The sequence below is a fragment of the Erwinia sp. E_sp_B01_1 genome (genome assembly GCF_036865545.1).
GTDB lineage: Bacteria > Pseudomonadota > Gammaproteobacteria > Enterobacterales > Enterobacteriaceae > Erwinia.
Map to the genome: position 1 here is coordinate 2,454,284 of NZ_CP142208.1, position 22,424 is coordinate 2,476,707.

The 22,424-nt window shown below is 53.2% G+C and carries 18 protein-coding genes and 1 pseudogene; 9 read left to right on the forward strand and 10 right to left on the reverse strand.

The features are described 5' to 3' along the window. Both VRC33_RS11680 and rhaB read right to left on the reverse strand, forming a co-directional pair. Entirely contained in the window at positions 1–1,257 is a 1,257-nt protein-coding gene (locus VRC33_RS11680; RefSeq protein ID WP_338555982.1) for an L-rhamnose isomerase, read from the reverse strand. Further along, the gene (gene rhaB, locus VRC33_RS11685; protein WP_338555984.1) at positions 1,254–2,726 is read right to left on the reverse strand and encodes a rhamnulokinase; all 1,473 of its coding nucleotides are present in this window, start codon (positions 2,724–2,726) and stop codon (positions 1,254–1,256) included. Before rhaB ends, VRC33_RS11680 begins: the two co-directional genes overlap by 4 nt. Positions 2,727–3,025: 299 nt before the next feature. Here rhaB and rhaS point away from each other — a divergent pair, with 299 nt between their 5' ends. Continuing rightward, positions 3,026–3,853, forward strand: coding sequence for an HTH-type transcriptional activator RhaS (gene rhaS / locus VRC33_RS11690; RefSeq protein ID WP_338555986.1), 828 nt, complete (start codon positions 3,026–3,028; stop codon positions 3,851–3,853). 8 nt (positions 3,854–3,861) lie between these two features. Beyond that, positions 3,862–4,734 carry an HTH-type transcriptional activator RhaR gene (gene rhaR, locus VRC33_RS11695; RefSeq protein WP_338555988.1) on the forward strand — a complete coding sequence of 291 codons (873 nt, stop codon included), beginning with the start codon at positions 3,862–3,864 and terminating at the stop codon, positions 4,732–4,734. Between the two features lie 46 nt (positions 4,735–4,780). Here rhaR and rhaT read toward each other — a convergent pair whose 3' ends face one another. Further along, positions 4,781–5,815 carry an L-rhamnose/proton symporter RhaT gene (gene rhaT, locus VRC33_RS11700; protein ID WP_338555990.1) on the reverse strand — a complete coding sequence of 345 codons (1,035 nt, stop codon included), beginning with the start codon at positions 5,813–5,815 and terminating at the stop codon, positions 4,781–4,783. 370 nt (positions 5,816–6,185) lie between these two features. On the opposite strand from rhaT, the gene aldA reads away from it, so the two are divergent. Continuing rightward, positions 6,186–7,625, forward strand: coding sequence for an aldehyde dehydrogenase (aldA, locus tag VRC33_RS11705; protein WP_338555992.1), 1,440 nt, complete (start codon positions 6,186–6,188; stop codon positions 7,623–7,625). A 582-nt stretch (positions 7,626–8,207) separates the two neighbouring features. Then, positions 8,208–9,251, forward strand: coding sequence for an acyltransferase (locus tag VRC33_RS11710; protein WP_338555994.1), 1,044 nt, complete (start codon positions 8,208–8,210; stop codon positions 9,249–9,251). Positions 9,252–9,319: 68 nt separating this feature from the next. On the opposite strand, the gene VRC33_RS11715 is transcribed toward VRC33_RS11710, so the two are convergent. Both VRC33_RS11715 and VRC33_RS11720 read right to left on the reverse strand, forming a co-directional pair. Next, complete coding sequence (locus VRC33_RS11715) at positions 9,320–10,591, reverse strand: MFS transporter (RefSeq protein WP_338555996.1); 1,272 nt, start codon at positions 10,589–10,591, stop codon at positions 9,320–9,322. Further along, the gene (locus tag VRC33_RS11720) at positions 10,588–12,018 is read right to left on the reverse strand and encodes a M20 family metallopeptidase (RefSeq protein ID WP_338555998.1); all 1,431 of its coding nucleotides are present in this window, start codon (positions 12,016–12,018) and stop codon (positions 10,588–10,590) included. The genes VRC33_RS11715 and VRC33_RS11720 overlap by 4 nt, the downstream gene beginning before the upstream one ends. Before the next feature lie 153 nt (positions 12,019–12,171). Between VRC33_RS11720 and VRC33_RS11725 the strand changes: the two genes are divergently transcribed. After that, on the forward strand, positions 12,172–13,095 hold the full coding sequence (locus tag VRC33_RS11725) for a LysR family transcriptional regulator (protein WP_338556000.1): 924 nt from the start codon (positions 12,172–12,174) through the stop codon (positions 13,093–13,095). A gap of 31 nt (positions 13,096–13,126) precedes the next feature. On the opposite strand, the gene VRC33_RS11730 is transcribed toward VRC33_RS11725, so the two are convergent. From VRC33_RS11730 to VRC33_RS11750, 5 genes are read right to left on the reverse strand one after another with little or no spacing between them, the layout of a single operon-like run. Further along, positions 13,127–13,969 (reverse strand): PTS system mannose/fructose/sorbose family transporter subunit IID, encoded by an 843-nt coding sequence (locus tag VRC33_RS11730; protein ID WP_338556002.1) that lies wholly within the window; start codon positions 13,967–13,969, stop codon positions 13,127–13,129. Next, a complete protein-coding gene (locus tag VRC33_RS11735) occupies positions 13,969–14,763 on the reverse strand; it encodes a PTS sugar transporter subunit IIC (protein WP_338556003.1) in 795 nt (264 codons plus the stop codon). Before VRC33_RS11735 ends, VRC33_RS11730 begins: the two co-directional genes overlap by 1 nt. 1 nt (position 14,764) lies before the next feature. Beyond that, positions 14,765–15,271: a PTS sugar transporter subunit IIB gene (locus tag VRC33_RS11740; protein WP_338556005.1), complete on the reverse strand. Its 507-nt coding sequence runs from the start codon at positions 15,269–15,271 to the stop codon at positions 14,765–14,767. Between the two features lie 9 nt (positions 15,272–15,280). Then, positions 15,281–15,709 carry a PTS fructose transporter subunit IIA gene (locus VRC33_RS11745; RefSeq protein ID WP_338556007.1) on the reverse strand — a complete coding sequence of 143 codons (429 nt, stop codon included), beginning with the start codon at positions 15,707–15,709 and terminating at the stop codon, positions 15,281–15,283. Between the two features lie 2 nt (positions 15,710–15,711). Further along, positions 15,712–17,478, reverse strand: coding sequence for a class I mannose-6-phosphate isomerase (locus VRC33_RS11750; RefSeq protein ID WP_338556009.1), 1,767 nt, complete (start codon positions 17,476–17,478; stop codon positions 15,712–15,714). Between the two features lie 136 nt (positions 17,479–17,614). On the opposite strand from VRC33_RS11750, the gene VRC33_RS11755 reads away from it, so the two are divergent. The 4 genes and pseudogenes from VRC33_RS11755 to VRC33_RS11770 all read left to right on the forward strand — a co-directional run bounded on the left by VRC33_RS11755 (position 17,615) and on the right by VRC33_RS11770 (position 22,415). Beyond that, positions 17,615–18,634: a LacI family DNA-binding transcriptional regulator gene (locus VRC33_RS11755; RefSeq protein WP_338556011.1), complete on the forward strand. Its 1,020-nt coding sequence runs from the start codon at positions 17,615–17,617 to the stop codon at positions 18,632–18,634. A gap of 196 nt (positions 18,635–18,830) precedes the next feature. Next, a complete protein-coding gene (locus VRC33_RS11760; protein WP_338556013.1) occupies positions 18,831–19,169 on the forward strand; it encodes a ShlB/FhaC/HecB family hemolysin secretion/activation protein in 339 nt (112 codons plus the stop codon). Next, positions 19,169–20,508 (forward strand): annotated as a pseudogene (locus tag VRC33_RS11765) (ShlB/FhaC/HecB family hemolysin secretion/activation protein). The gene VRC33_RS11760 and the pseudogene VRC33_RS11765 overlap by 1 nt, the downstream one beginning before the upstream one ends. Before the next feature lie 128 nt (positions 20,509–20,636). Continuing rightward, positions 20,637–22,415, forward strand: a complete 1,779-nt coding sequence (locus tag VRC33_RS11770; RefSeq protein WP_338576716.1) for a filamentous hemagglutinin N-terminal domain-containing protein — start codon at positions 20,637–20,639, stop codon at positions 22,413–22,415. Positions 22,416–22,424: the final 9 nt, after the last annotated feature.

Below are 22,424 nucleotides of genomic sequence, written 5' to 3' on the forward strand. Positions count from 1 at the left end.
TTAGCGTTTGCTCAGCACTTGTTGTTCATAATGACGGACATCACCCAACCAGCCAGCGCCAGCCGGAACATCGTGACGCAGACAGTAAGCTTCCCAGACGGCCTGCCACGGCAGGGATTTCTGCTCTTCCAGCAGCGCCAGACGGCTGGTGTAGTCCCCTTCCTGCTCAAGTTTTTGCAGTTTTGCGACCGGTTCCAGCAGGGCGCGCAGCAGCGCTTTTTTCGCGTTGCGGGTACCTATCACCCAGGCTGCTATGCGGTTGATGGAGGCATCAAAGAAATCCAGCCCGATATGCACTTTATCGAACAGCCGCTGGCGAACGATCTCACTGGCGATCGCCTGAGTTTCATCGTCCAGAGTGACTACATGGTCACTGTCCCAGCGCACCGGGCGGCTGACATGCAGCAGCAGACGCGGCACGTAAAGCATTGCCGTGGAAATTTTGTCGGAGATCACTTCAGTGGGATGGAAATGCCCGGCATCCAGGGTCAGGGCCGTCTGGCGGCTGCTGGCATAACCCAGACAGAATTCATTGGATCCCACGGTGTAACTCTCCGCACCAATACCAAACAGCTTGCTTTCGACCGCGTCGTAATGATGGGCAGGATCCAGCTTCTCGCTGATAATGTCATCCAGCGAATTCATCAGGCGCTCGCGCGGGCCAAAGCGATCGACAGTCTGATCTTTCATGCCGTCCGGCACCCAGATGTTCATGATCGAAGGCGTCCCCAACTGCTCACCGAACGAGGCTGAAATTTTGCGGCTGGCTTTGCAGTGTTCAATCCAGAACTGGCGGATCTCAGGATTGCTGTGGGCCAGCGTAAAACCGTCTTCGCTCAACGGGTGAGAGAAGCAGGTCGGATTGAAATCCAGCCCCAGCTCGTTGCGCTTCGCCCACTCTACCCACTGGCTGAAATGTTCTGGCCTGATGTCGGTGCGATCCACCGGACTGTCGCTTTCAAGGTAGATGGCATGAAGATTCAGGCGTTTCGGGCCGGGAATCAACGCCATTGCCTGGTCAAGATCGGCGCGTAGTTCAGCGGCGTTACGGGCCTTGCCGGGATAATTACCGGTGGCCTGAATGCCGCCTGTCAGGGCGCCCTGGGGGTTCTCAAACCCTTTCACGTCGTCCCCCTGCCAGCAGTGCATGGAGACAGGCAGCTTATCCAGCTGTGCCATCGCAGCGTTAACATCAATGCCGATCTCAGCGAAACGCTGTTTCGCCAGCTCAAACGCCTGCTCGATTGCTCGGGTCATATACATAGCTCCTTTGCCTTGTGTGTCAGTGACTGAAAACGTGGCCAACTGCGGCGGTACGCGTCACTGGCGTGAGGGGTATAGGTTTTTAATGAGAAGTTTTGTTTGATCAGTTGTCGCAGGTGCGTAACGTCCCGGATCTCTCCACTGGCCATCAGCTGGCTACCGATATTGCCCAGCGTGGAGGCCTCGATGGGACCGGCGATCACCGGTATGCCACAGGCATCCGCACAGAGCTGATTCAGCAGCGGGTTCTGACAACCCCCACCCACAATGTGCAGCCAGCTGAAGGGTGACCCGCGCAAATCCTCAAGTTCGTGCAGCACCTGCCGGTAATAAAGCGCAAGGCTGTCAAAAATGCAGCGGGCCAGCGTTGCCGCATCCTGAGGCGCAGGCATTCCCTGCTCTACGCAGGCATCCTGAATTTCCCGCACCATATTGACCGGGTTGATGAAGCGGTCGTCGTTGGGATTGATCAGCGAACGGCAGGCAGGCTGCTGCTCTGCTGCACTCACCAGTTCGCTCAAATCATTGAGGGTCAGCTCGTGACAGATGCGCTGCAGCAGCCAAAGCCCCATGATATTTTTCAGCACGCGGTAACGCCCTTCCGCGCCCCCTTCGTTGGTGATGTTCAGCGCCAGCGCCGCCTTTCCGGTAAAAGGTTCAACGCTCTCAAATCCCATCAGCGACCAGGTGCCGGAACTGAGCCAGGCGGCGTTGGTTCCGGCGACGGGGGCGGCCAGCACCGCACTGGCGGTATCGTGGGTGGCTACGGCAATCACCGGTACGGCCTCGCCTGCCGCGGTTTTCCATTCACCTACCCGGCTGCCGGGTGGTGAAGGCTGACCAAACCAGCTGGCCCTGGCCCCGGCCCACGCCAGCAGGGTTTCATCCCAGTTGCCGCTCTGGATATTCAGCAACTGCGTGGTGGTGGCGTTGGTGTACTCCCAGTTCAGCCTGCCGGTCAGCCGGTAATGGAAATAGTCGGGGATCATCAGCACATGCTGAACCTGGTCCAGCCAGGCAGGCTGTGAGACGGTCAGGGCGCGAAGCTGATAAAGCGTATTGAAAGGCAGAAACTGAATGCCGGTACGCTGATAGATCGCTTCGCGGCTCAGCGCTTCGCAGGCTTGTTGCATCACCCCCTGCGTACGGCCATCACGATAAGCCACCGGCAGGCCCAGCCTGTTGCCTTGCCCGTCCAGCAACACATAATCCACGCCCCAGGTATCAATGCCGATGCTGTCAGGAACGATGCCCTGTGCGACCAGCTTATTCAGGGACGTCAGGATAAAACTTTCCAGCGCATCCACATCCCAGCACTGACGCTCTTCAACCGTCACCAGCCGGTTCACACAGCGGGCGACTTCTTCCAGATGGAGGGAGCCAGTTTGTGAGTTAAAACGGGCCAGCATAACGCGGCCGCTGGAGGCGCCGAGGTCGATGGCTACACAATGTCGCATGCTCATAGCAGTGGCTTCCTGTCAGTTCGATAGCCACAGTTTAAAAGCCTGACAATTTGTCACCTTCCCCTAACTGCCAGCCCTGGCCCCCGCCTGGCACTCCGGCAAAGATGAACGTGAATCAGCTCACACTTCTGTTTTTCACTGCTTTCGCGCGCAGGTGTGACATGCCGCTCAATTCTGTTATTTCACCGGGGCTTTCTTGAAAAATGTGCCGCAATGCGCCGAATTTCTGTCGGATTTTCAAGGTGAACGCCCCCCGTCGGACAGTAGACTCCGTCGATACCATGCAAAGAGGGCCGATCATGACCGTATTACACAGTGTGGATTTTTTCCCCGGCGGCGGGCTGCCGATAGCCATCGAACCCCGGGCTCCTCAGGGGGCTTTTCCGGAACATCACCACGACGATTTCCATGAGATTGTGATTGTCGAGCAGGGGGCGGGGATCCATATCTTTAACGGAGAACCAAGACCCCTGTGTGGCGGGTGTGTCTGTTTCGTGCGCGATCACGATCGCCACCTGTATGAGAATACCGAGCGGCTCATTCTGACTAACGTGCTCTACCGTGGCCCGGAGGCCTTTCGCTTTGTCACCGGCTTTCAGCATCTGCTGCCACAGGAGATCGAAGGCAGCTACCCTTCTCACTGGCGCATTGGCAGCAAAGTCCTCGCCCAGGCCAAAACGCTGATCGCAGGGATTGAAATACCCATCGGTCAACCCACTCTGGAAAATCAGGCCGAGCAGGAGATGCGGTTTATGCAGCTGCTGGTCTTACTGCGACGGGGATGCAGTGAACTGCCAGGAGAGGATCAGGATGGCCGGATGCGGGGGTTGCTGAACTGGCTGGCAGAACATTTCAGTGAGGAAGTTGACTGGGAAGCGCTGGCTTCACGTTTCTCATTATCCTTGAGAACGCTGCACCGGCAGCTCAAGCAACAGACTGGCAGCACGCCGCAGCGCTATCTTAATCGTCTGCGTCTGCTTCAGGCGCGGCATCTGTTACGGCACAGCGACATCCGTATAACCGATATTGCTTTTCAGTGTGGATTTGGTGACAGCAATCACTTTTCCACACTGTTCAAGCGCGAGTTTGGCCTCTCACCGCGTACCATCAGACAAAACGATCTCTGAGGTGAACCTTGACTCAACCCCTTCGCCTGGCGCAAGCCGACTATTTTCCTTCTGAACTTATGCCGGTGGCGGTGGCCGATCGTGCGCCTCAGCCCTGCTTTCCGCCTCACGTTCATGAGTTCAGCGAACTGGTGATTGTCTGGCGGGGTAACGGGCTGCATGTCATGAACGACCAGCCGTGGCTAATCACCTGTGGCGACCTGTTCTATCTTAAGCCAGACGACTGCCACAGTTTTCAGTCGGTCAATGAACTGGTGCTGGACAATATTATCTATTGCCGGGAGCGCTTCAGCCTGGGGCTGGACTGGGATCGGTTCCTGCCGGTTGAGCCCGGCTCCGCCTGGCGATTAACCACCCGGGGAATGGCGCTGGCGAGGGGAGTGATTCAGCAACTGGCGCAGGAGAGCCGCAAAAGCGATCAGCTTTCCAGACAGCTAACGGAAACGCTGTTTCTTCAGCTGGCGCTCACGTTACAACGTCACCGATATTCTGCTGACAGCGCCTGTCAGTTGCCCGAGGGGGAACAACTGGATCTGTTAATGTCAGCCATCCAGGGTCAGATTGCCACCAGTTTTGATCTCAGCGCTTTCTGCCATCAGCACCATCTTTCCGAACGGGCTATTAAACAGCTCTTCCGCCAGCAGACAGGCATGACGCCAGGGCACTATATTCGTCAGTTACAGCTGTGCCGGGCAAAATTTTTACTGCGCAGCAGCGGCTGTCTGATTGGTGAAGTGGCTGCCCGCTGTGGCTTTGACGACAGTAATTACTTTTCAGCGGTGTTTACGCGTGAAACCGGCATCACGCCAAGCGCATTCCGGCAGCAGTTTGAACAGGCCAGTCAGAGGAAGATTCCACTGGTGATGCAGAATAAAGGATGACCACCACTTCCCGGTGGTGGCCGTGTTGTGTGGCAGGGAGTGCCACTCAGGACATCATGCCCATCCCAACGATATTGGCGGCGATAATAATCACAAAGCAGCCCCCGCACAGCACGCTGACTGGCCGACGCCCGACGTTTTTCCACTCCCTGAGCACCAGCCCCACCAGCCCACCGCAGAGCACATAGAAGCTCATATGTAACATCCAGCTGATAAAATCATACTGCGCCGGAATGCGGGCGTGGCCCCAGGCATAGAAGAAGAATTGCAGATACCACATGGTGCCCCCGAGGATGGAGAGCAGGACGTTGCTGATCAGCAGCGATTTCGCCACCGAAAAATCGGCTTTTATTGAAAGGTTCGATTTGGTCGCCAGCCGGATAAAACAGAAGCCGAGGTTGACCAGCGCCCCGCCCCCCATGATCACCACATAGCTGGGTAGTGCGATATAAAGCGGATCGATGCCCAGCGCCGCCGCCGCATCGTGCATCGGTTTTGCAGCATTCATGGCGAATGACATGCCAGCCGAGAACACACCGCAAAGCACGGCCAGCATTAACCCTTTTCTGAGATTAAACTCTTCAGCCGTAATGCCCATCGCCCGCTCTTTAAGTAAACCGGCACGGGAGACGATGGCTACACCGATAAGCGCTACCAGTACCCCCAGAAGGGTCATCCTGCCGCCGGCAGAGCTGAACAGCTCCACAAAGCGACCCTGCAACAGGGGCGTCATAAGCGTGCCCACCACCAGAGTAATGCCGATAGCAATCCCTATCCCCATCGACATGCCCAGATAACGCATGGTCAGGCCATAGTTGATGTTCCCTATGCCCCACATGGCACCAAAGAGAAACACCGGTAACAGCTGTGAAAGCGAAAAGCTGCTGTAGTACCCCCAGAAGTTCGGCAGCAGCACGGCGCTCACTGCCCAGGGTAGAATGATCCATGATGCGATACCGCCAACTGACCACATGGTTTCCCATGACCAGTGGCGGACTTTTTTGAATGGTGCATAAAAGCAGGCGGCGCTTGCTGCGCCTACCAGATGCCACAGAATGCCTGAGAGGATTGCCTGACTCATTATTGTTTTCCTTCGTAGGTGGGTAAGGTTCCCGGTACAGGCAGTCTACGAAGGATCGTCCCCCCGCCACCTTAGGCTGGCTGCCCGCTCTTAAACAGATCTGGCAAAATTCAGTGCCTTCTGCTGTCCGCGATCACAAATCCAGCTTCTGACATTCCAGCGCCCGATTCGGGCAATATCCAATTAATTGTCTGTTTTTAAAGCATTTATACTTTTCTGGCCTTCCCCGGCTACCGTTCTTCTGATTTCTGCCATCTGACGGTCACGGCTGGCAGTCACAGAAAGGTCATCAACGCGCGCTTCGGGCACTCTTTTATAGCGCAACATTTTATTAACCTCACTATAAAATAACGTTAACGGAGAGTCTGTTATGAGCCCACGCCAGCATCGCCTTTATATCCAGGGTCAGTTTGTTGAAAACCGCAGCGACCGCTGGATTGATGTGATCAATCCAGCCACGGAAGAGTGTTTATCTCAGGTCCCGCAGGGAAGTCGTGAAGACGCCGACCGGGCGATTGAAGCAGCTGAAGCGGCCCAGCCAGCCTGGGAGGCTCTGCCAGCGGTAGAGCGCGGAAACTGGTTACGCAAAATTTCAGCCGGGATCCGCGAGCGTGAAGCTGAAATCACCCGGACTATCGTCGCCGAAGGCGGAAAGACGCAGCAACTCGCCCAGACAGAAGTGCTGTTTACGGCGGATTATCTCGACTATATGGCCGAATGGGCTCGCCGCTATGAAGGGGAGATTGTGCAGAGCGATCGGGTCAATGAAACCATCATGGTGTTTAAAAAAGCTATCGGCGTGACCACAGGTATCCTGCCGTGGAACTTTCCTTTCTTCCTGATTGCGCGAAAAGCCGCCCCGGCACTGGTAACCGGCAACACCATCGTCATTAAACCCAGCGAGCTGACGTCGAATAACGCCATGCTGTTTGCCGAAATAGTGGATGCTGTGGGGCTGCCCGCCGGGGTGTTTAACCTGGTGACCGGGTATGGCCCGGAAGTTGGCCAGGCGCTGGCGGCTAACCCCAAAGTGGGCATGGTCAGCTTGACGGGCAGCGTTGGGGCCGGCGTGGCTACCCTGCAGGCTGCCGCACCGAACATCACCAAAGTTTCACTGGAGCTGGGCGGCAAAGCCCCGGCCATTGTGATGCAAGATGCCGATCTGGATCTGGCGGTGAAAGCCATTGTCAGTTCCAGAATGATCAATACCGGGCAGGTCTGTAACTGTGTAGAGCGTCTGTATGTGCAGCGGGATGTTTATGATGAGATGGTGGCACGGCTGGCTGAAGCCTTTGAACGGGTCACCAGCGGGAACCCCGCAGAAAAAAACGACGTGGATATGGGGCCATTGATCTCTGCTGATGCGCTTAAACGTGTTGAGCAGAAAGTCGCTTTCGCTGTTGAGCAGGGAGCGAAAGTGGTTACCGGCGGTAAACGTATTGGCGACCGTGGTTTCTTCTTTGAACCCACCTTACTGACGGAGGTTCACCAGCAAATGGCCATCGTGCAGGAAGAGACTTTTGGTCCTGTGCTGCCAGTGATCCCCTTCAACACGCTTGAAGAAGCTATAGCGATGGCAAATGACAGTGAGTATGGCCTGACTTCCTCGCTTTTCACCCGCGATTTGAACGTAACCTTGCAGGCTCTCGGGCAGCTTAAATTTGGCGAAACCTATGTAAACCGTGAAAATTTTGAAGCGATGCAGGGATTCCATGCAGGCTGGCGTAAGTCCGGCATCGGAGGAGCGGATGGCCGTCACGGTCTGGAAGAATATCTACAGACGCATGTCGCCTATCTGAATTATCATTAATTCTGGTTCTCTTTCCAGTAATAGAGCAGCCGGTATTTTTTAACCGGCTGCAACCAGTCATATCAGGCCGCACCGCAGACATTCAGCCCTCTTAAGCCGCGCGCCAGGAATAAGCCCATAAAGCAAAATTTTTAACCAGTAATGAATTACGGATGTGAATGTGTGTTTTTTACTGTGTCCTGGTTAACATTTTCACCGGTTAAAAAAGAGAGGCTTTAATCTAACCCACTGAAAAAAATCATCTTGTATTTTGAAATTCAATTATAAACTATTAGCACCAATCATTACTTACCCGGCCTGACCAAAATTTAATAAAGTAACGTGTACAGGAAATTCCTAAACTAATTAATGTTGCGTTTTACATATAGCAATCAATGAGTCACCCGGTTAATGTATTACCACACACAGAGCACGGCAGTGCTAATGTGTTAAAAGAAAGACGCACACAGCAGCCTTATTACAAAGAGGCCCGAAAAGGGCCCAATAATTCAGTCCATATAACAAATATTATTTAAATGGATAAAAACCCTCCCTCACCGTTCGCGGTGAGGGTTTTCCCTACACAGCACCGGGGTCCTTTAAATGAAAAACAATATTCTCTCCATAACCTGGCTACACGCCGTGGCCTGTCTGCTTATTGTTCTCTGTAATGCAGAAGGATTCGTCAGAGAATTGTCCGTAGATAAATTCAGTGGATTATCAGGTTACGGTACCGCGATGGGTCAACTTGGCGTTTTCATGTTTTTTATGACCAGTGGATATCTGACCGCCAGCCTGCACTGGAGGGATTTTGGTGAGGGAAGAGTGGCCAACTTTATTAAAGGAAGACTGATCAAGTTACTTCCGGTCTATTATCTCTTTACCTTAGTGACCATCATTTTCTGGATTATCAATCCTGACTGGTTCCCGTCCATTTCACTCACGCCTGCGGACAACCTTTTATCGCTGATTTTCATCCCTTCTGTCTTCAGCCAGGAGCTTAACTCACTGACGCCGGTGCTCTCAGTAGGCTGGATTTTCTGCTATGAAATTCTCTTTTATGCGATTTTTTCCATCGGATTACTCTTTGCCCGTCGCTCCGGGCTGACCTGGATTTTCCTCAGCATGCTGGTGCTGGCAGCCGCCAGTCAGACCCTGCATTACGATAATCTTTGGTTCAGGTTCTACACCAACCCCATTATTCTCTATTTCCTGAGCGGCGTATTTTGCTTTGCTCTGCAACCGAGGTTATCTATCCCCTGGTATCACAACCGGTACTCTTTGTTTACGGTCAGCCTCTTGATTATTATGGCCACCGCTTATTTGCAGGGGATTGCCCAGCTGATGGTGCTGACCATCGCCTTCTTCCTGTTGACCTTCTTTAGTTTCAATACCCGTAAAGCTTCACATACGGGCAGAACATTGACCGCTATCGGTCTGGCTTCATATTCAATCTATGCCTGTCATGTTCTGCTGATGGGCGGTCTGAAGAAGGCTCTGACATTCTTCACGCCGGAAGGCAGCGGCAATGTCACCATGTTTATGTCAGTGGCAGTATTAACGTTGTGCTCGGTTGCGCTGGGCTATCTTATTTACCGGCTGGTTGAACGTCGCGCTTCCTTCATGTTGTGGACGAAAGTCCGCTAGGAAGAAAGGTTCGGTTAAGGTCTGCCCCAATAACGTCCCGGCGGAACGGTCGCCGCCGGGACGTTATTTTAACTTCTGAGGGTAAACTGGCTTCTGTACAGCGCCCAGCCACTGACGACTGCCAGCACCATCAGGTAATAGCTGGGGGCGAGGCTGGTACCGGTTGCGGTAATAAGCAAGGTACAAATCAGTGGCGCAAACCCACCAAACACGGTGACGGCAATGTTGTAGCTGATTGCCATGCCGCTGGCACGCGTCGAGACCGGGAAGAGATCGGCCATCATTGAAGGGACGGTGGAGAAATAGACCGATTTAAGCAGCGCCATCCAGCCTACCAGTAACAGAAGGTTACCGGGCGTTGGGTGATTGACCACCAGTAAAAAGGCGGGATAAATGGTCAAAATCAGTAAGCCAAGCGATCCCCACATCAGCGGCCTGCGGCCAACTTTCTCAGCCCACAACCCCATCAATGGCGTCACTACCGTCAGAATCACTCCGGCAAGCAGTGTGGCAGTAAAGGCCGCCGATCCCGACAGATGCAAACTTTTAGTCGCGTAGGTCGGCACATAATTCAGCATGTAGTTGATGCCGGTGGAGATCACCATCAGCCCGATAGCCAGCAGCATCAGATTTTTTTGCTGTCCGGCCAGCTGTTTCAGCGGTGAGTGGGTTTTCTGTACTTTGAACGTGGCCGGTTCATGCACATGACGGCGGATATAGAGCCCGACCGGGCCAATCAGCAGGCCAAAGGCAAAGGGAATACGCCATCCCCAGTCCTGGATCTGCGTTTCGCTGAGCCAGTGGGTCAGCCCCAGACCAAAAGCGGACGCCATCAGCGTGCTAGCTCCCTGAGTGGCAAACTGCCAGCTTGCGATAAACGCTTTGCGGTGCGGGAAATGCTCCACCAGAAAGGCGGTGGAACTGCCAAATTCTCCCCCGGCAGAAAAGCCCTGAATCAGACGCGCCAGCAGGATCATAACGGGAGCGATCAGGCCGATAGTGCTGTAAGCAGGCATCAGCACGATAATCAGCCCGCCCACCATCATCAAAGTGATCGACAGCATCAACGCCTTTTTCCGCCCGACCCGATCTGCGTAAGCACCGAGCACGATTGCCCCTAGCGGCCTGATCAGGAACGATACGCCGAAACTGCCAAAGGTCAGCAGCAGGGAGACCGCAGGATCCTGAACAGGGAAAAAAGCGTGAGCAATGTAGCTGGCGAAAAATCCATAGACCGCAATGTCAAACCACTCCAGTGCATTGCCCACGCAGGTGGCGAAAAGGGTTTTATAGAGGTTGGGCGCCGTGGCGACTTCACCCGTTTGCGTCAGAGAGCTCATTGGCCACCCTCTTTCTGCTGCTGATACTGGCGGTGGCTGGCAAGCAGTGCTTCACCCTGTTCACCCAGTTCCCAGAAGAGCTGCGTCATAATTTGCAACCCTTCGCGGGCGATGGACTTAAGCATATGTTCATCCACCGCGTGCTGGCCGCAGGCCGGATAGGAGTGCGGAACCCAGAGCGTTGGCAGACCGAGGATTTTTGCAAAGACATCGTTTGGCAGTGAACCTCCGAGATTCGGCAACAGCGCCGGTTTTTTACCGCTGGTTTCAGCCATAGCTTTAAGTGCCCAACCCACCAGCGGATCGCGGGGGTCCAGCCGGGTAGCAGGCGAACCGCGCAGAAACTCCACTTCTACCTGCGTAAAGCCTCTGGCATCCAGATGCTCACGAAGGTGACCGGCAATATTTTCCCAGTCGGTGCCCACCACAAAACGAAGCTGGCAAACCGCCGTGGCATTGCCTGGGATGGCATTCATTGGTCGCGCCGGGTTACCGGTAAGGAAAGAGAGCACCTCAAGCGTATTCCAGCCATAAAGACGTTCCGTTGGCGTCAGACCCGCCTCGCCCCAGTTGGCATCGATTGCCGGGCCATCGCTGCTCTCCTGAACATCGATATCACTCAGGATTTGGCGCACAGCCTCTGAGATCGCCGGGGGTTTCAGCGCCGCCACCTGTAGCTGCCCCTGCTGATTGACCAGACAAGCCACTGCATTCGCCAGTTGCGTGCCGGGATTGGTCAGCAGGCCGCCCCAGTTACCGGAATGATAATCGCGATCGCGGGCGTTAATGCTCAGCCTGACGTTAACGGCGCCGCGCGATCCCAGAAACAGCGTCGGCCGTTCCGCATTCAGCCTTGGCCCATCAGAGGCGATAAAGAGATCGGCACTCAGCAGTTGCTGGTGGTCACGACAAATTTGCGCCAGTCCGGGTGAACTGATCTCTTCGCCCATTTCGAACAAAAATTTGCAGTTAAAGCCCAGCGAACCGCCTCGCGCGGCAAAGATCTGCTCCAGCGCGGCAATATTCACCGAATGCTGCCCTTTATTATCGGCGCTGCCACGGCCATACCAGCGATCGCCCTCTTCAGTCAGTTGCCACGGCAACAAGCCTTCCCGCCAGTTCTCGTCATCACCGAAGACCACGTCACCATGCCCATAGCAGAGCAGCGTGGGCAGGCTCTCATTTTCAATGCGGGTGGCGACCAGGAATGGACGAGCCTCCGCCTGAGGATTGGCCAGCTCCGTCAGCTCAAAACCCAGCGCCAGCATGGCAGGCGCTATTTCCTCATCGAGATAACGTTGAAGTTCGCTGTCGCGATCCTCGCGCTGGCTTTCAGAACGTATGGCAATACGTCGTGCCAGCACCTGCTGAAATTCACCCCGGTCAAAATACGCTGTTGCCTGTGCCACTGCCTGTTTAGCGGTCATAATCCTGCCTGTTGTGTTTGATTATTTTGTTATACAGACCATCTAAGCTAAAATCGCGCTTTGCCACAATCATCAAAATATCAAATAAGCTTTGCTACAAAAGCAAAGCTATATTGCACGTTCAGGCAGCATGCACCAAAAGGAAGCAAGTCCTTGCAGAGTTCAGAAATCCGCTATTTTCTTGCCGTGGCAAATACCGGCTCACTGAGCGCGGCCAGCCAGCAACTCTTTGTGGCCGTCTCGGCTATCAGTCGGCAGATCCAGCGTCTGGAGGCGGAAGTGGGCGCTCCGCTGTTTGATCGCCATGCCAGAGGTATGGTGCTGAATGATGCCGGGAAGATTTTTGAGAATCACGTCCGCAGAAGCCTGATGGATATGGAGCACGCGCTGGCGGAGATCAAAGGGCTGAAAGCGGTGAGGAAGACCGCCCTGCGCCTGGCCTGTACCGATGGCATGGCCTTCAGCCTGCTGCCCACGCTCTGTTCGCAGTTTCGGCAGCTTCACCCTTCGGTAAGCTTCAACCTGAAGGTAAGCAGTGCGCTGGAGGTAGCGGAGATCCTCCGGCAGGGAGAGTGTGACGTCGCATTTCAGTTCAGCCTCCATCCTGAGAGAGGCGTGGATGTTATCGCTTCTTATCCGGCGCCGGTGCTGATTGTCATGCACCAGTCGCACCCGCTGGCCACGCGCCCTTTCAGCCTCCAGGATTTGCTGGCGTTCCCGGTTGCGCTACCTGACCAGGGAACAACCGTGCGTCAGTTATTTGATCTCTCCTGTCAGATGAGCGGTACTTTTATCGAGCCTGCGATGACCTGCAATAATTTCAGTACGCTCTATACCTTTTTGCAGCAAAATCCGCTGGCGGTGACCATTTGCAGTCAGTTCACCCTGCTTTACCACGCCAGAGAGCAAGGACTGGCTCTGCGCTCAATGGGCATCGATCAGCTGACCCAGAGAACGCTTCAGGTACAGACGGTGAATGGCCGCCAGCGTTCGGCGGCCCTGAATCTGTTTCTGAGTTACGTCAGCGAGCAGCTACAGCAGCAAAACGAAGCTTTTCGTAAGGAGTATGGCTTTTGATCTTCTGCAGGCGCACTGGCGTCAACAGCAGTCAGAAAACGCCGATAATCACTCCCAAAGCTGCGATGGCTAACAGAATAATCATCGCCTTAACCGACGAGACGTTTCTCTTTGCCATCAGATACCAGGTGCCGGTAACCACCAGCAAAGGCAGCAGTTTAGGGAATATCCCGTCCAGCATGGTCTGGATGGTAATATTTACCCCTTCGGAAGAGACAAAGCTCAGCGGAGTGGAGAGCGTGATATAGCTTGCCGCCAGCCCGCCCATCACGAATATCCCCAGCAGAGACATCGCTTCACGCAGCCGTGTGGATCGGGAACTGACCAGTTCCTCTATTGAGCCGGTGCCAAGCCGGTAGCCCTTCATAAACAGGGACCAGGAGCCGATCAGCATTATCGAACACCAGCTCACAATGTAGAAGATCGGCCCTAACATACTGCCGCCATCGGCCAGCGCCATTCCGATACTGAGTAATATCGGGATCAGCATGCCGGGGATCATTGAGTCGCCGATTCCGGCAATCGGCCCCATCAACCCGACTTTAAGGGTATTGATCACTTCGCCATCAATAGGTTCGCCATTGGCTCTTTTCTCTTCCAGCCCCACCACCAGGCCATTGATAATGGCACCAATCTGCGGCTCGGTATTATAGAAAGAGGTGTGCCGTTTCAGAGCCTCCCTGCGCTGAGCCTCTTGCGGATATAGCTTTTTAATCACCGGCATCATGCTCAGGCAAAAGCCAAAAGATTCGAAGCGTTCGAAACTCATTGAGCAAAGGTTGTACATGATCCAGCGTCGCCAGCAGGAGAATAAATCCCCTTTGGTCAGGGTGATGGTTTTTGCCGGGGCCAGGTTTGTCAGGTTATCAGTCATCAGAATTCATCCTCACTGCTGTCCATTTTTGTGGCAGTCGCCGCCGCCGGTTCCTGTTTATAGTTGAAGTGAATCAGGGAAAACAGCGTGCCCAGCATAACCAGCGCGACCATATTCAGCTTCAGAAAAACAATGCAGACAAACCCGACCAGAAAATAGATCATCAGCGCATTACTTTTAATTATTTGCTTAAGCAGAATGGCAATGCCAACGGCAGGTAACATGCCGCCGACCACCGTCATGGTTTTGATTATCCATTCCGGCAGTGAATCCATTAATCCCTGTATATATTGCGCGCCAAAATAGACCGCGATAAAGGTTGGCACAAAACGCAGCAGAAAGTGAACGGCCTGAGGCCAGACAATACAGGTCAGAATAATTCCTTTTTCGTCGCCTTTATTTACCGCCTTGTCGGCCTGATGGTTCCAGTAGGAATTCAGTAGCATCATAAGGTTGAAAACCAGGGTGCCGACAATACCGATAGTCGCCGCAATCGCCACGGCCACTTCGGGATTTTTACCTGAGAGGATCCCCAGGGCTACTGCCGGCCAGGCCACAAAATTCAGATCCGCAGGCATTGAGCCGCCCGGTGTGACCATCGCAATGTAGACCGCCTGAACGGAGACGCCAATCAGGATCCCCGTTTTCACGTCGCCGACGATAAGCCCGATGATCATCCCTGAGACCAGCGGACGACTCAGGGTATACCATCCCCCGGTCAGACCCATAACCCACGGGGTGCTGAGCGCACCCAGATAACAGAACAGCCCAATCAGGGCCGATTCAATCAGCATTTTAGCTTCCTCCATTAAGCAGTTTTTTCTGCGCGGCTGGCCAGTCATAGCTTTTGCCATCCGGTACCAGACGAAAATCCATTTTATAGCCCTGGTTCGCCAGGTCGTTAAATGCACTGATTTCCTGCTGGGTGACCGACTGGTTAGGCCCGATGATTATCGTGCCCTCTCTGGCGCTCATCGGGCCGACGTTGATGCATTTATTATCATTCCTGATGCTGATCCCGGCTTTGATCAAATGCGATAAGGTTTCGGGCGTTTTACAGATAACAAAGTATTTCTTTTCGCTCGCGATGACCTTAGGCAGTTTCTCCAGGGCTTCTTTCCGGGTAAATAGCCAGACTTTGACATCTGAAACGGCCCCTTTCATTACCTGCGATAAAAAGGGATCGTTAGCCACGCCATCATCAATGGCAATAATGCCCTGACAGGGAAACTCCTTGGCCCAGCGCGTTATTAACTGCCCATGAATGACGCGGTCATCAATTCGTATAAATGAGATAGCCATAATTTTTCCTTAAAAATCTTCTGTGGTGTCATGAATAACAGGAAGGGCATGGACGACAAGGTCAGGAACCTGAGCAATAAGTTGTTCGGCCACGAAATTCGGATCGGCAACCTCGCTGTATTCCTGCGCCAGCAGCAGCAGAGGCAGGCTGACGCCACTGAGCACCGCTACACGCTGCGCTTTTTCAGGGTGAAAGGCGTAGCCAGAGGCCACGTTCCAGGGCGTGCCGCTGAGCAGGTCACATAACACCAGAACCCCTTCGTGAGCGGCCAGAGCACCGTCTATTCTCTCTGTAAGCTGATGACGAAAGCCTTCGATCCCGCCCTCGTTGGTCAGGGATACCGCTGAAACACCGGCAAGTTCACCAAAGATCATCTCTGCACTTTCAATCAGCGCCACGCTGAGCGGACCGTGAGTTGCCACAATGATTTGAAGCATGATTATCCCCTTACAAAGGCTTTGATGGTGGCCAGGGTTTTCCCTGCAGATTCACCACAGGGAGCGATCTGATAGCATTCCACGCCGGCCGGAATTATGAAGGTTTCAGCGTAATGCACGATAAAGGGCGCAAACGCCTGGGTCGGACTTTCAACAATCGCCTCTTCGCCTTCAATCAGGTTAAGAACGTTCACGGTGCCTCCCGTGGTATGCATGACGGGCTTGCTGAACCAGTGCCTGCGCGTTTCAATAAACTCCCGCTCGTGCAGGCCGGTACGTTCTTCCCGCCAGCCTTCTCCCTCCGCCAGGCATTCAACACGGTTGATCAGGTTCTGCTCCACCCAGCTGGTATCCCTGTCCCACTGAATCACCTCCTGCCCATGATCGATATGTACCGGGCGCGGCAGGCCATCCATGCCCTTGCGGCCCCAGTCCCAGAGTTTGAAGGTAAAGATGTAAGGCGTGGCGCTGATCTCTAACACCAGCGAGCCGCTGCCTGCACAATGAATGGTGCCCGCAGGGATCAGGAAGTGATCGTGTTTTTTGGCCGGAAACTGATTGATGTATTTCCGGTCATCAAAGGATTGCTGAGTCTTCTGCGCGGCACGGAGTACGCCGAGCATTTCATCAGCAGTGGTATGGGGTTTGGTGCCGAGATAAACCACCGCGTCCTCTGCGGCATCCAGCATGTAATAACTCTCATCCTGGGTGTAATGCATCCCGAACTCTTGCTGGATGTAGTCGGTGAGCGGATGCACCTGTAAGCTCAGGTTCTGCCCTTCAAAGGTGTCGAGGAAATCAAACCGGATTGGGAACTCTGCGCCAAAACGCGCATGCACCTGGTCACCCAGTAATGCCTGGGGTTCCAGCAACACCAGGTTAATTGCCGGGGTCTCCAGAGTCAGCGCGCCGAATTGCAGGTTGAGGCTGTTCTCCTCAGGGACGCAATCAAAACCCCAGGCGTAATTCTGTTTATCCTGGTCAAGATTGCAGACCTCTTTCATCCACTGACCGCCCCAGACGCCCTCGTCAAAAAACGGCACAACCCGGAATGGCTGAGTGGTAAGACTTTTCAATGCCGCCAGATAATCCGCGGTGTTTACCAGCACCGGGGCCAGAGGTTTGCTGGTATCCAGGTAGTAATCTGCCTGCGGCAGGACTTTTACCTTAAAACGATCGAATACCCGCCACTCAATAAAGAAGGCGCGTTTGTAACGGCGTAAAATATCTTCCGAAAAATTACTGGCTCCCCAGTTATCCAGCTCTCCCCGCCGAAAACGCTGCTGGATCTCCCAGCGAGGCATATCAGCATAAAGGCTGATATCCCCCTGATGGATCAGCGAAGCGCCCGTCCCCATTACCACCACGATCCCCTGCTCTGCTGAGGCAATTTTTTCCCTGAGCGCGCGGATTTTCTGCGGTGAGAAAAAGTCGTCGAGTTTATGCGGAGCCAGATAGCCGAACACGCGATCGTCGGTGATAAAGCGGGCCAGCATTGAATCTATTGCACTTTGTTCGAGCCTGGCATCGTCGGCAGCCAGCACCAGTGCCGGATTCAGCGCGGCTGTCAGCAAGTTTCGCACCTCATCCAGCGCTACACCGTGGTAGCACTCAACTGTCACCACCGTGCTTTTCTGCCCGCGAAACAGAATGTCCGCCTTAATCTGTTGAACAATATTTTCCCATCCCAGCCTGGCGGATCCCTCCGAAGCACTGACCTTCATACTGGGCGATTTATCATAATTCGCTTTGCCCACCCGATACTTCATAAAACCTCCTTTTAATGGGTTAATCGATTAACCAGCACAACATACTCCGGTTGAATTAATTTTTATCTGAGGCTCGTCACAGAACAGGTTAATGGGTTAACCTGTAGCAAATTTGCACATCAGCAGGATGTTTAACATGGCGAAAGTGACGGTTTCCGATCTGGCTAAGGAGTGCGGTGTTTCAACAGCAACCGTGTCGATGGTGCTGTCAAACAAGGGTCGAATTTCCGCTCAGACGCGGCAGAAAGTGATGAGTGCCATTGAGAAGCTGGGCTATGTCTATAACCAGCAGGCCGCCAATTTTCGCAGCCAGACCAGCAATCAGGTTGGACTACTGTTACAGGACATCACCAACCCTTTTTACAGCGAACTGATGGCGGGGTTGAGTCACCAGACTGAAGTTAACGCCCTGATGATGTTTATCGCCAATAGCGAAGAATCCACCGGGCGACAGCAAAAATTTGTTGAGGCGATGGGCAGAAACAGCGCCTGTGGGCTGGTGTTATGCCTGGCGAGAAACACGCCAGCCGCTTTTATTGCAGGGCTTAAAAACTTACGCTTCCCGGTGATTCTGGTGGCCCGACCTTCACCGGAGCTGCCCTTTGATTATGTGGGCACAGACAATTTTTCCGGTGCCCGGCTGGCGACCGATCATCTGCTCAGCCTGGGTCACAGGAATATTGCTTTTATTGGCGGAATGCCCGATTCGGTAACGCGTGAACACCGTATTGCAGGTTACACCAGCCGTCTGAAAGAGGCGGGAATTGCACCCGATGATGACTGGATAATCTCCTGTGAATCTACCAGAGTGGCAGGCGCTGAATCTGTTACGGCACTGCTGAGCCGTTATCCGCAGATTACCGCGATTGTGTTTCACCAGGATATTATCGCGCTCGGCGCGGTGCAGGGCTTAAGAAGAATGGGCAGGATAATCGGTAAGGACATTTCTGTTATTGGTTTCGATGATGTCCCGGAAGCCTCGCTGATTGAACCTTCCCTGACCACGATTTCCGTTGAGGCCCGGGAGATAGGCCGAATGGCGGGAGAACTGCTGCTGAGCAGGCTGGCGGGTAATCAGCAACCCCCTCAAACAATCATTCTCTACCCCACATTAATTAAACGTCATTCATGCGGTCTTTGCCCGACAGAGTGCTAATAAATAGCCCTCAACCTGTTAATTAACTCCTGTAATAGCTTAATTTAATTTTCACATTATTAATATAATTAAGCTTATAACAATTCATATATTTCACAGTGGGAAATCATATGGTTTCAATTGTTTTTTAATATTTTATTCATTACTATTCCCTTTCTGAAGTGATATAACTTCTTTTTGGACATGGAATGTCTTTATGCAAAACTTACCCATACTTACTCGCCTCCCTCTCATTTTCCTGAGTTTAATGCTCTTATTTTCCCGTCCTGTTTTTGCTAATTCTCAAGCTGTAATCAATCAACAGCAACGACAGAACGCGCTGGATAATCAACTGATGCCTGTTGGTCGCAGTGTTTCTCTCTCCTCATTTAAGGGCGATAAAAACCGTATTTCCTTTCCTGAAGAACGGGCATGCTTTTCTGTCAATCAGGTTATTCTGGAGGGGAGCAGCGCATTACCAGGCTGGATCCCCTTACGCAAAATAATCCGTCAGGCTGAAGGCCGGTGTCTGGGGGGAAAGGCATTAATTTGCTGATGAAAACGTTGCAAAACAAGCTGGTGGAGGCGGGATATATTACCTCACGTATTGTCGCACCGGAGCAGGATCTGAACCGGGGTCAGTTAAAACTTAAGCTGATACTGGGCCGCATCGGGGAGATCAAATTCGCTAAAGAGAGCAGCCATTATCTCAATCTGTTTACCGCCTGGCCTGCACACCATGATGACCTGTTAAATCTTCGCGATCTGGAACAGGGGCTGGAAAATCAGTTACGTCTGCCGACGGTGGAAAGTGAGATGAAGATTATTCCGGGTACTCATCAGGGGATCAGCGATATAGAAATTAACTGGCGGCAGACAAAGAAATGGCGGCTTGATTTGTCGGTTGATGACGGAGGGTTGATAAGCACCGGACGCTATCAGGGCAGCCTGACGCTTTCCCTGGATAACCCCTTTGCACTCAGCGATTTACTTTATTTCTCCACCAGCCGGGAAGTAGAGCAAGGGAATAAGAAAAAAACCGCTATCGTGCAGCGCACTACTCTCTGCCTCTGGGGTACTGGCTGATGGGGATGACGTGTAGCCAGTACCGTTATCAGCAAAACATCGCAGGCCTGTTCACTGATTACCGATACCGGGGCGAGATGGATACGTTGGATATCTGGCTGAGAAGGACCCTTCATCACGATGCCCTGCAGAAAACCACGCTCACCGCCAATGTGTTGGCCAGGCGTTCACGCAATTTTCTTGAAGAGACGGAGCTGGAGATCCAAAGGCGTCAGACATCAACCTGGCGTCTGGGATTACAGCATGAACACCGCATTGGCTCAACCTCGCTGCTCCTGGGTGCCAGTTACCAGCGTGGAACCCGCTGGTTTGGCGCACGGCCTGCACCTGAAGAGAGGTCAGGACAAGCTACGGCTCTGGGCAAAACAGTGCAGCTGAATGCCCGTCTCAACCAGCCTTTTCAGCTCTCAGGCCAACAATTCCGCTATAACGCCAGCTACTTTCGTCAACTCTCTCCCACTCCGCTGACGCCACAGGATCAGCTGGCGATTGGTAATCGCTGGACCGTCCGGGGATTTGATGGCCAGCGAACGTTAAGTGCCAGCAAAGGGTGGTATGTCCGTAACGACCTTGCCTGGCGCACCCCTGTGTCGCTGCAGGAGCTCTATCTGGGCTTCGATTATGGTGAAGTCAGCGGCTACAGCCTGACTTTGCTGGCCGGTAACAGACTTTCCGGCAGTGTTATTGGCCTGCGCGGGAACACACTGAATATTGGCTACGATCTGTTTGCCGGTATTCCCCTCTCCAGACCGGAAGGTTTCATTACCAGTAAGGTGACCTACGGTTTTAATGCCAACTGGAGTTTCTAACTCACTAATAAGGATATTATTGTGAACATTATCTCTGAGCAAAAAATAACGGGTGCTGCAAAAAGCTCCCCTGCAGAAAAAAACGCACGCTTCAGCAACTTTGCCGACTGAAAACACTCAGCCTGGGAATGTTACTGGCTTTTGGGGCGGTTCAACCTGTCTCTGCTGGTATTGTCGCTGACGGTAGCGCAGCCCGGGCGCTTCAGCCTTCCGTAAGTGAAAGTACATGGGGTGTTCCTCAGGTCAATATTCAGAAACCCAACGCTGACGGTGTTTCCAGGAATGTGTACAGCGAGTTCGATGTCGATCGGCGTGGCGTAATCCTGAATAACGCCCGTGATAACACTTACTCCTATCTTGGTGGTGAGATTGCAGGAAACGCTGCGCTTGCCCAGGGGGAAGCCCGCATTATCCTGAATGAGGTCAATTCCAGAGATCCAAGCCAGCTGAATGGCATTATAGAAGTGGCCGGTCAGCGGGCGCAGGTAGTGATAGCCAACCCTTCCGGAATTACCTGTAACGGATGTGAGTTTATGAATGCCTCACGCGCTACCCTGACAACCGGCCAGGCCATGCTGGAAAATGGCGTCCTGACGGGTTATAAGGTGAATGAGGGTACGGTTAAGGTTACCGGAAACGGGTTATATGGTGCCGATGATTACACCGATATTATTGCCCGTTCGGTGAAAATCAATGCAAAAGTCCAGGCTAACGACCTGAAAATCACCACCGGGCGTAACCAGGTTGACGCCAACAATAGCACCGTGACAAAACTGGCAGACGACGGTAGCGTAAAACCCGAACTGGCCCTGGACGTGACCCGTCTTGGCAGTATCTATGCCGGTAAAATCCGCATGATTGGTACTGAAAATGGCGTTGGCGTACACAATGCTGGCTACATTAATTCGCCGGGTGATGTCGTAGTTACCGCAGACGGTAAAATTACCAATGACGGCGCCATAGCCTCTTACACCAATCTGCAGCTTTCAGGACAGGAGATTCATAACCACGAGGTGCTGGAAGCCGCAAACATCACGCTCGATAGCGAACGGTTGGTAAACACCTCTGCCATTCTTTCCTACAGCGGTAATATTGATATTAACAGTGGGTCAGTCGATAACCGTGGGGGCGAAATCTACGGAAATGAAATCCATATTCAGGCTGCCGACATCAGTAATGAATCAGGAAGTATTGCTGCTAACAACGCAGTGGTCCTGAAAACCACCAGCCTGAAAAACCAGGATGGCCGGATTGAATCAGGAAGCCTGTTGAAATTAGACGTGGCTGACGGAAAAGATCCTCAGGGTACAGTGATAGCAGCAGGGGAAATCATTTCGTGGGGCGATGAGGGTCAGAAAGAGGCTGATACTCCCGATCTCACTCCTGAGCCTGATGAAACTCAGCCTGATGTTGCTCCGTGGCCTGACATTTCTCCTGAACCTGATGTTGTTCCGGGCCCTGACATTTCCCCTGAACCTGATGAAACTCAGCCTGATGTTGTTCCGGGGCCTGACGTTTCCCCTGAGCCTGATGAAACTCAGCCTGATGGTGTTCCTCAGCTTGATGAATTCGGTAAAGTTGCCGAAACGGATGAGGGCGTGGCCATTCGCGACATCACCAAGTTCACAAAGGATTACAACCTTTGGAAAAAAAGTTCAGGGTTCGACGAGAAACTCTGGCAATTACTGCGGGACAGAGGCGTTAAATCCAACGGCTCATTTGATGATGTTATGTCTTATCTCTGGCTGAATTTTGCCAGCGAGACAGAGATAACCCCTGAGATGATCGGCGGCATCAGTAATATGTTGTTTGGCGGATTACAGGATAATAAAACGGCCGAGAACATTGAGACGGTGACCCAACTCACCGAATTAATGGGTACCTGCTGGAAAAATGGCTGTAAATAAGTCACTTCA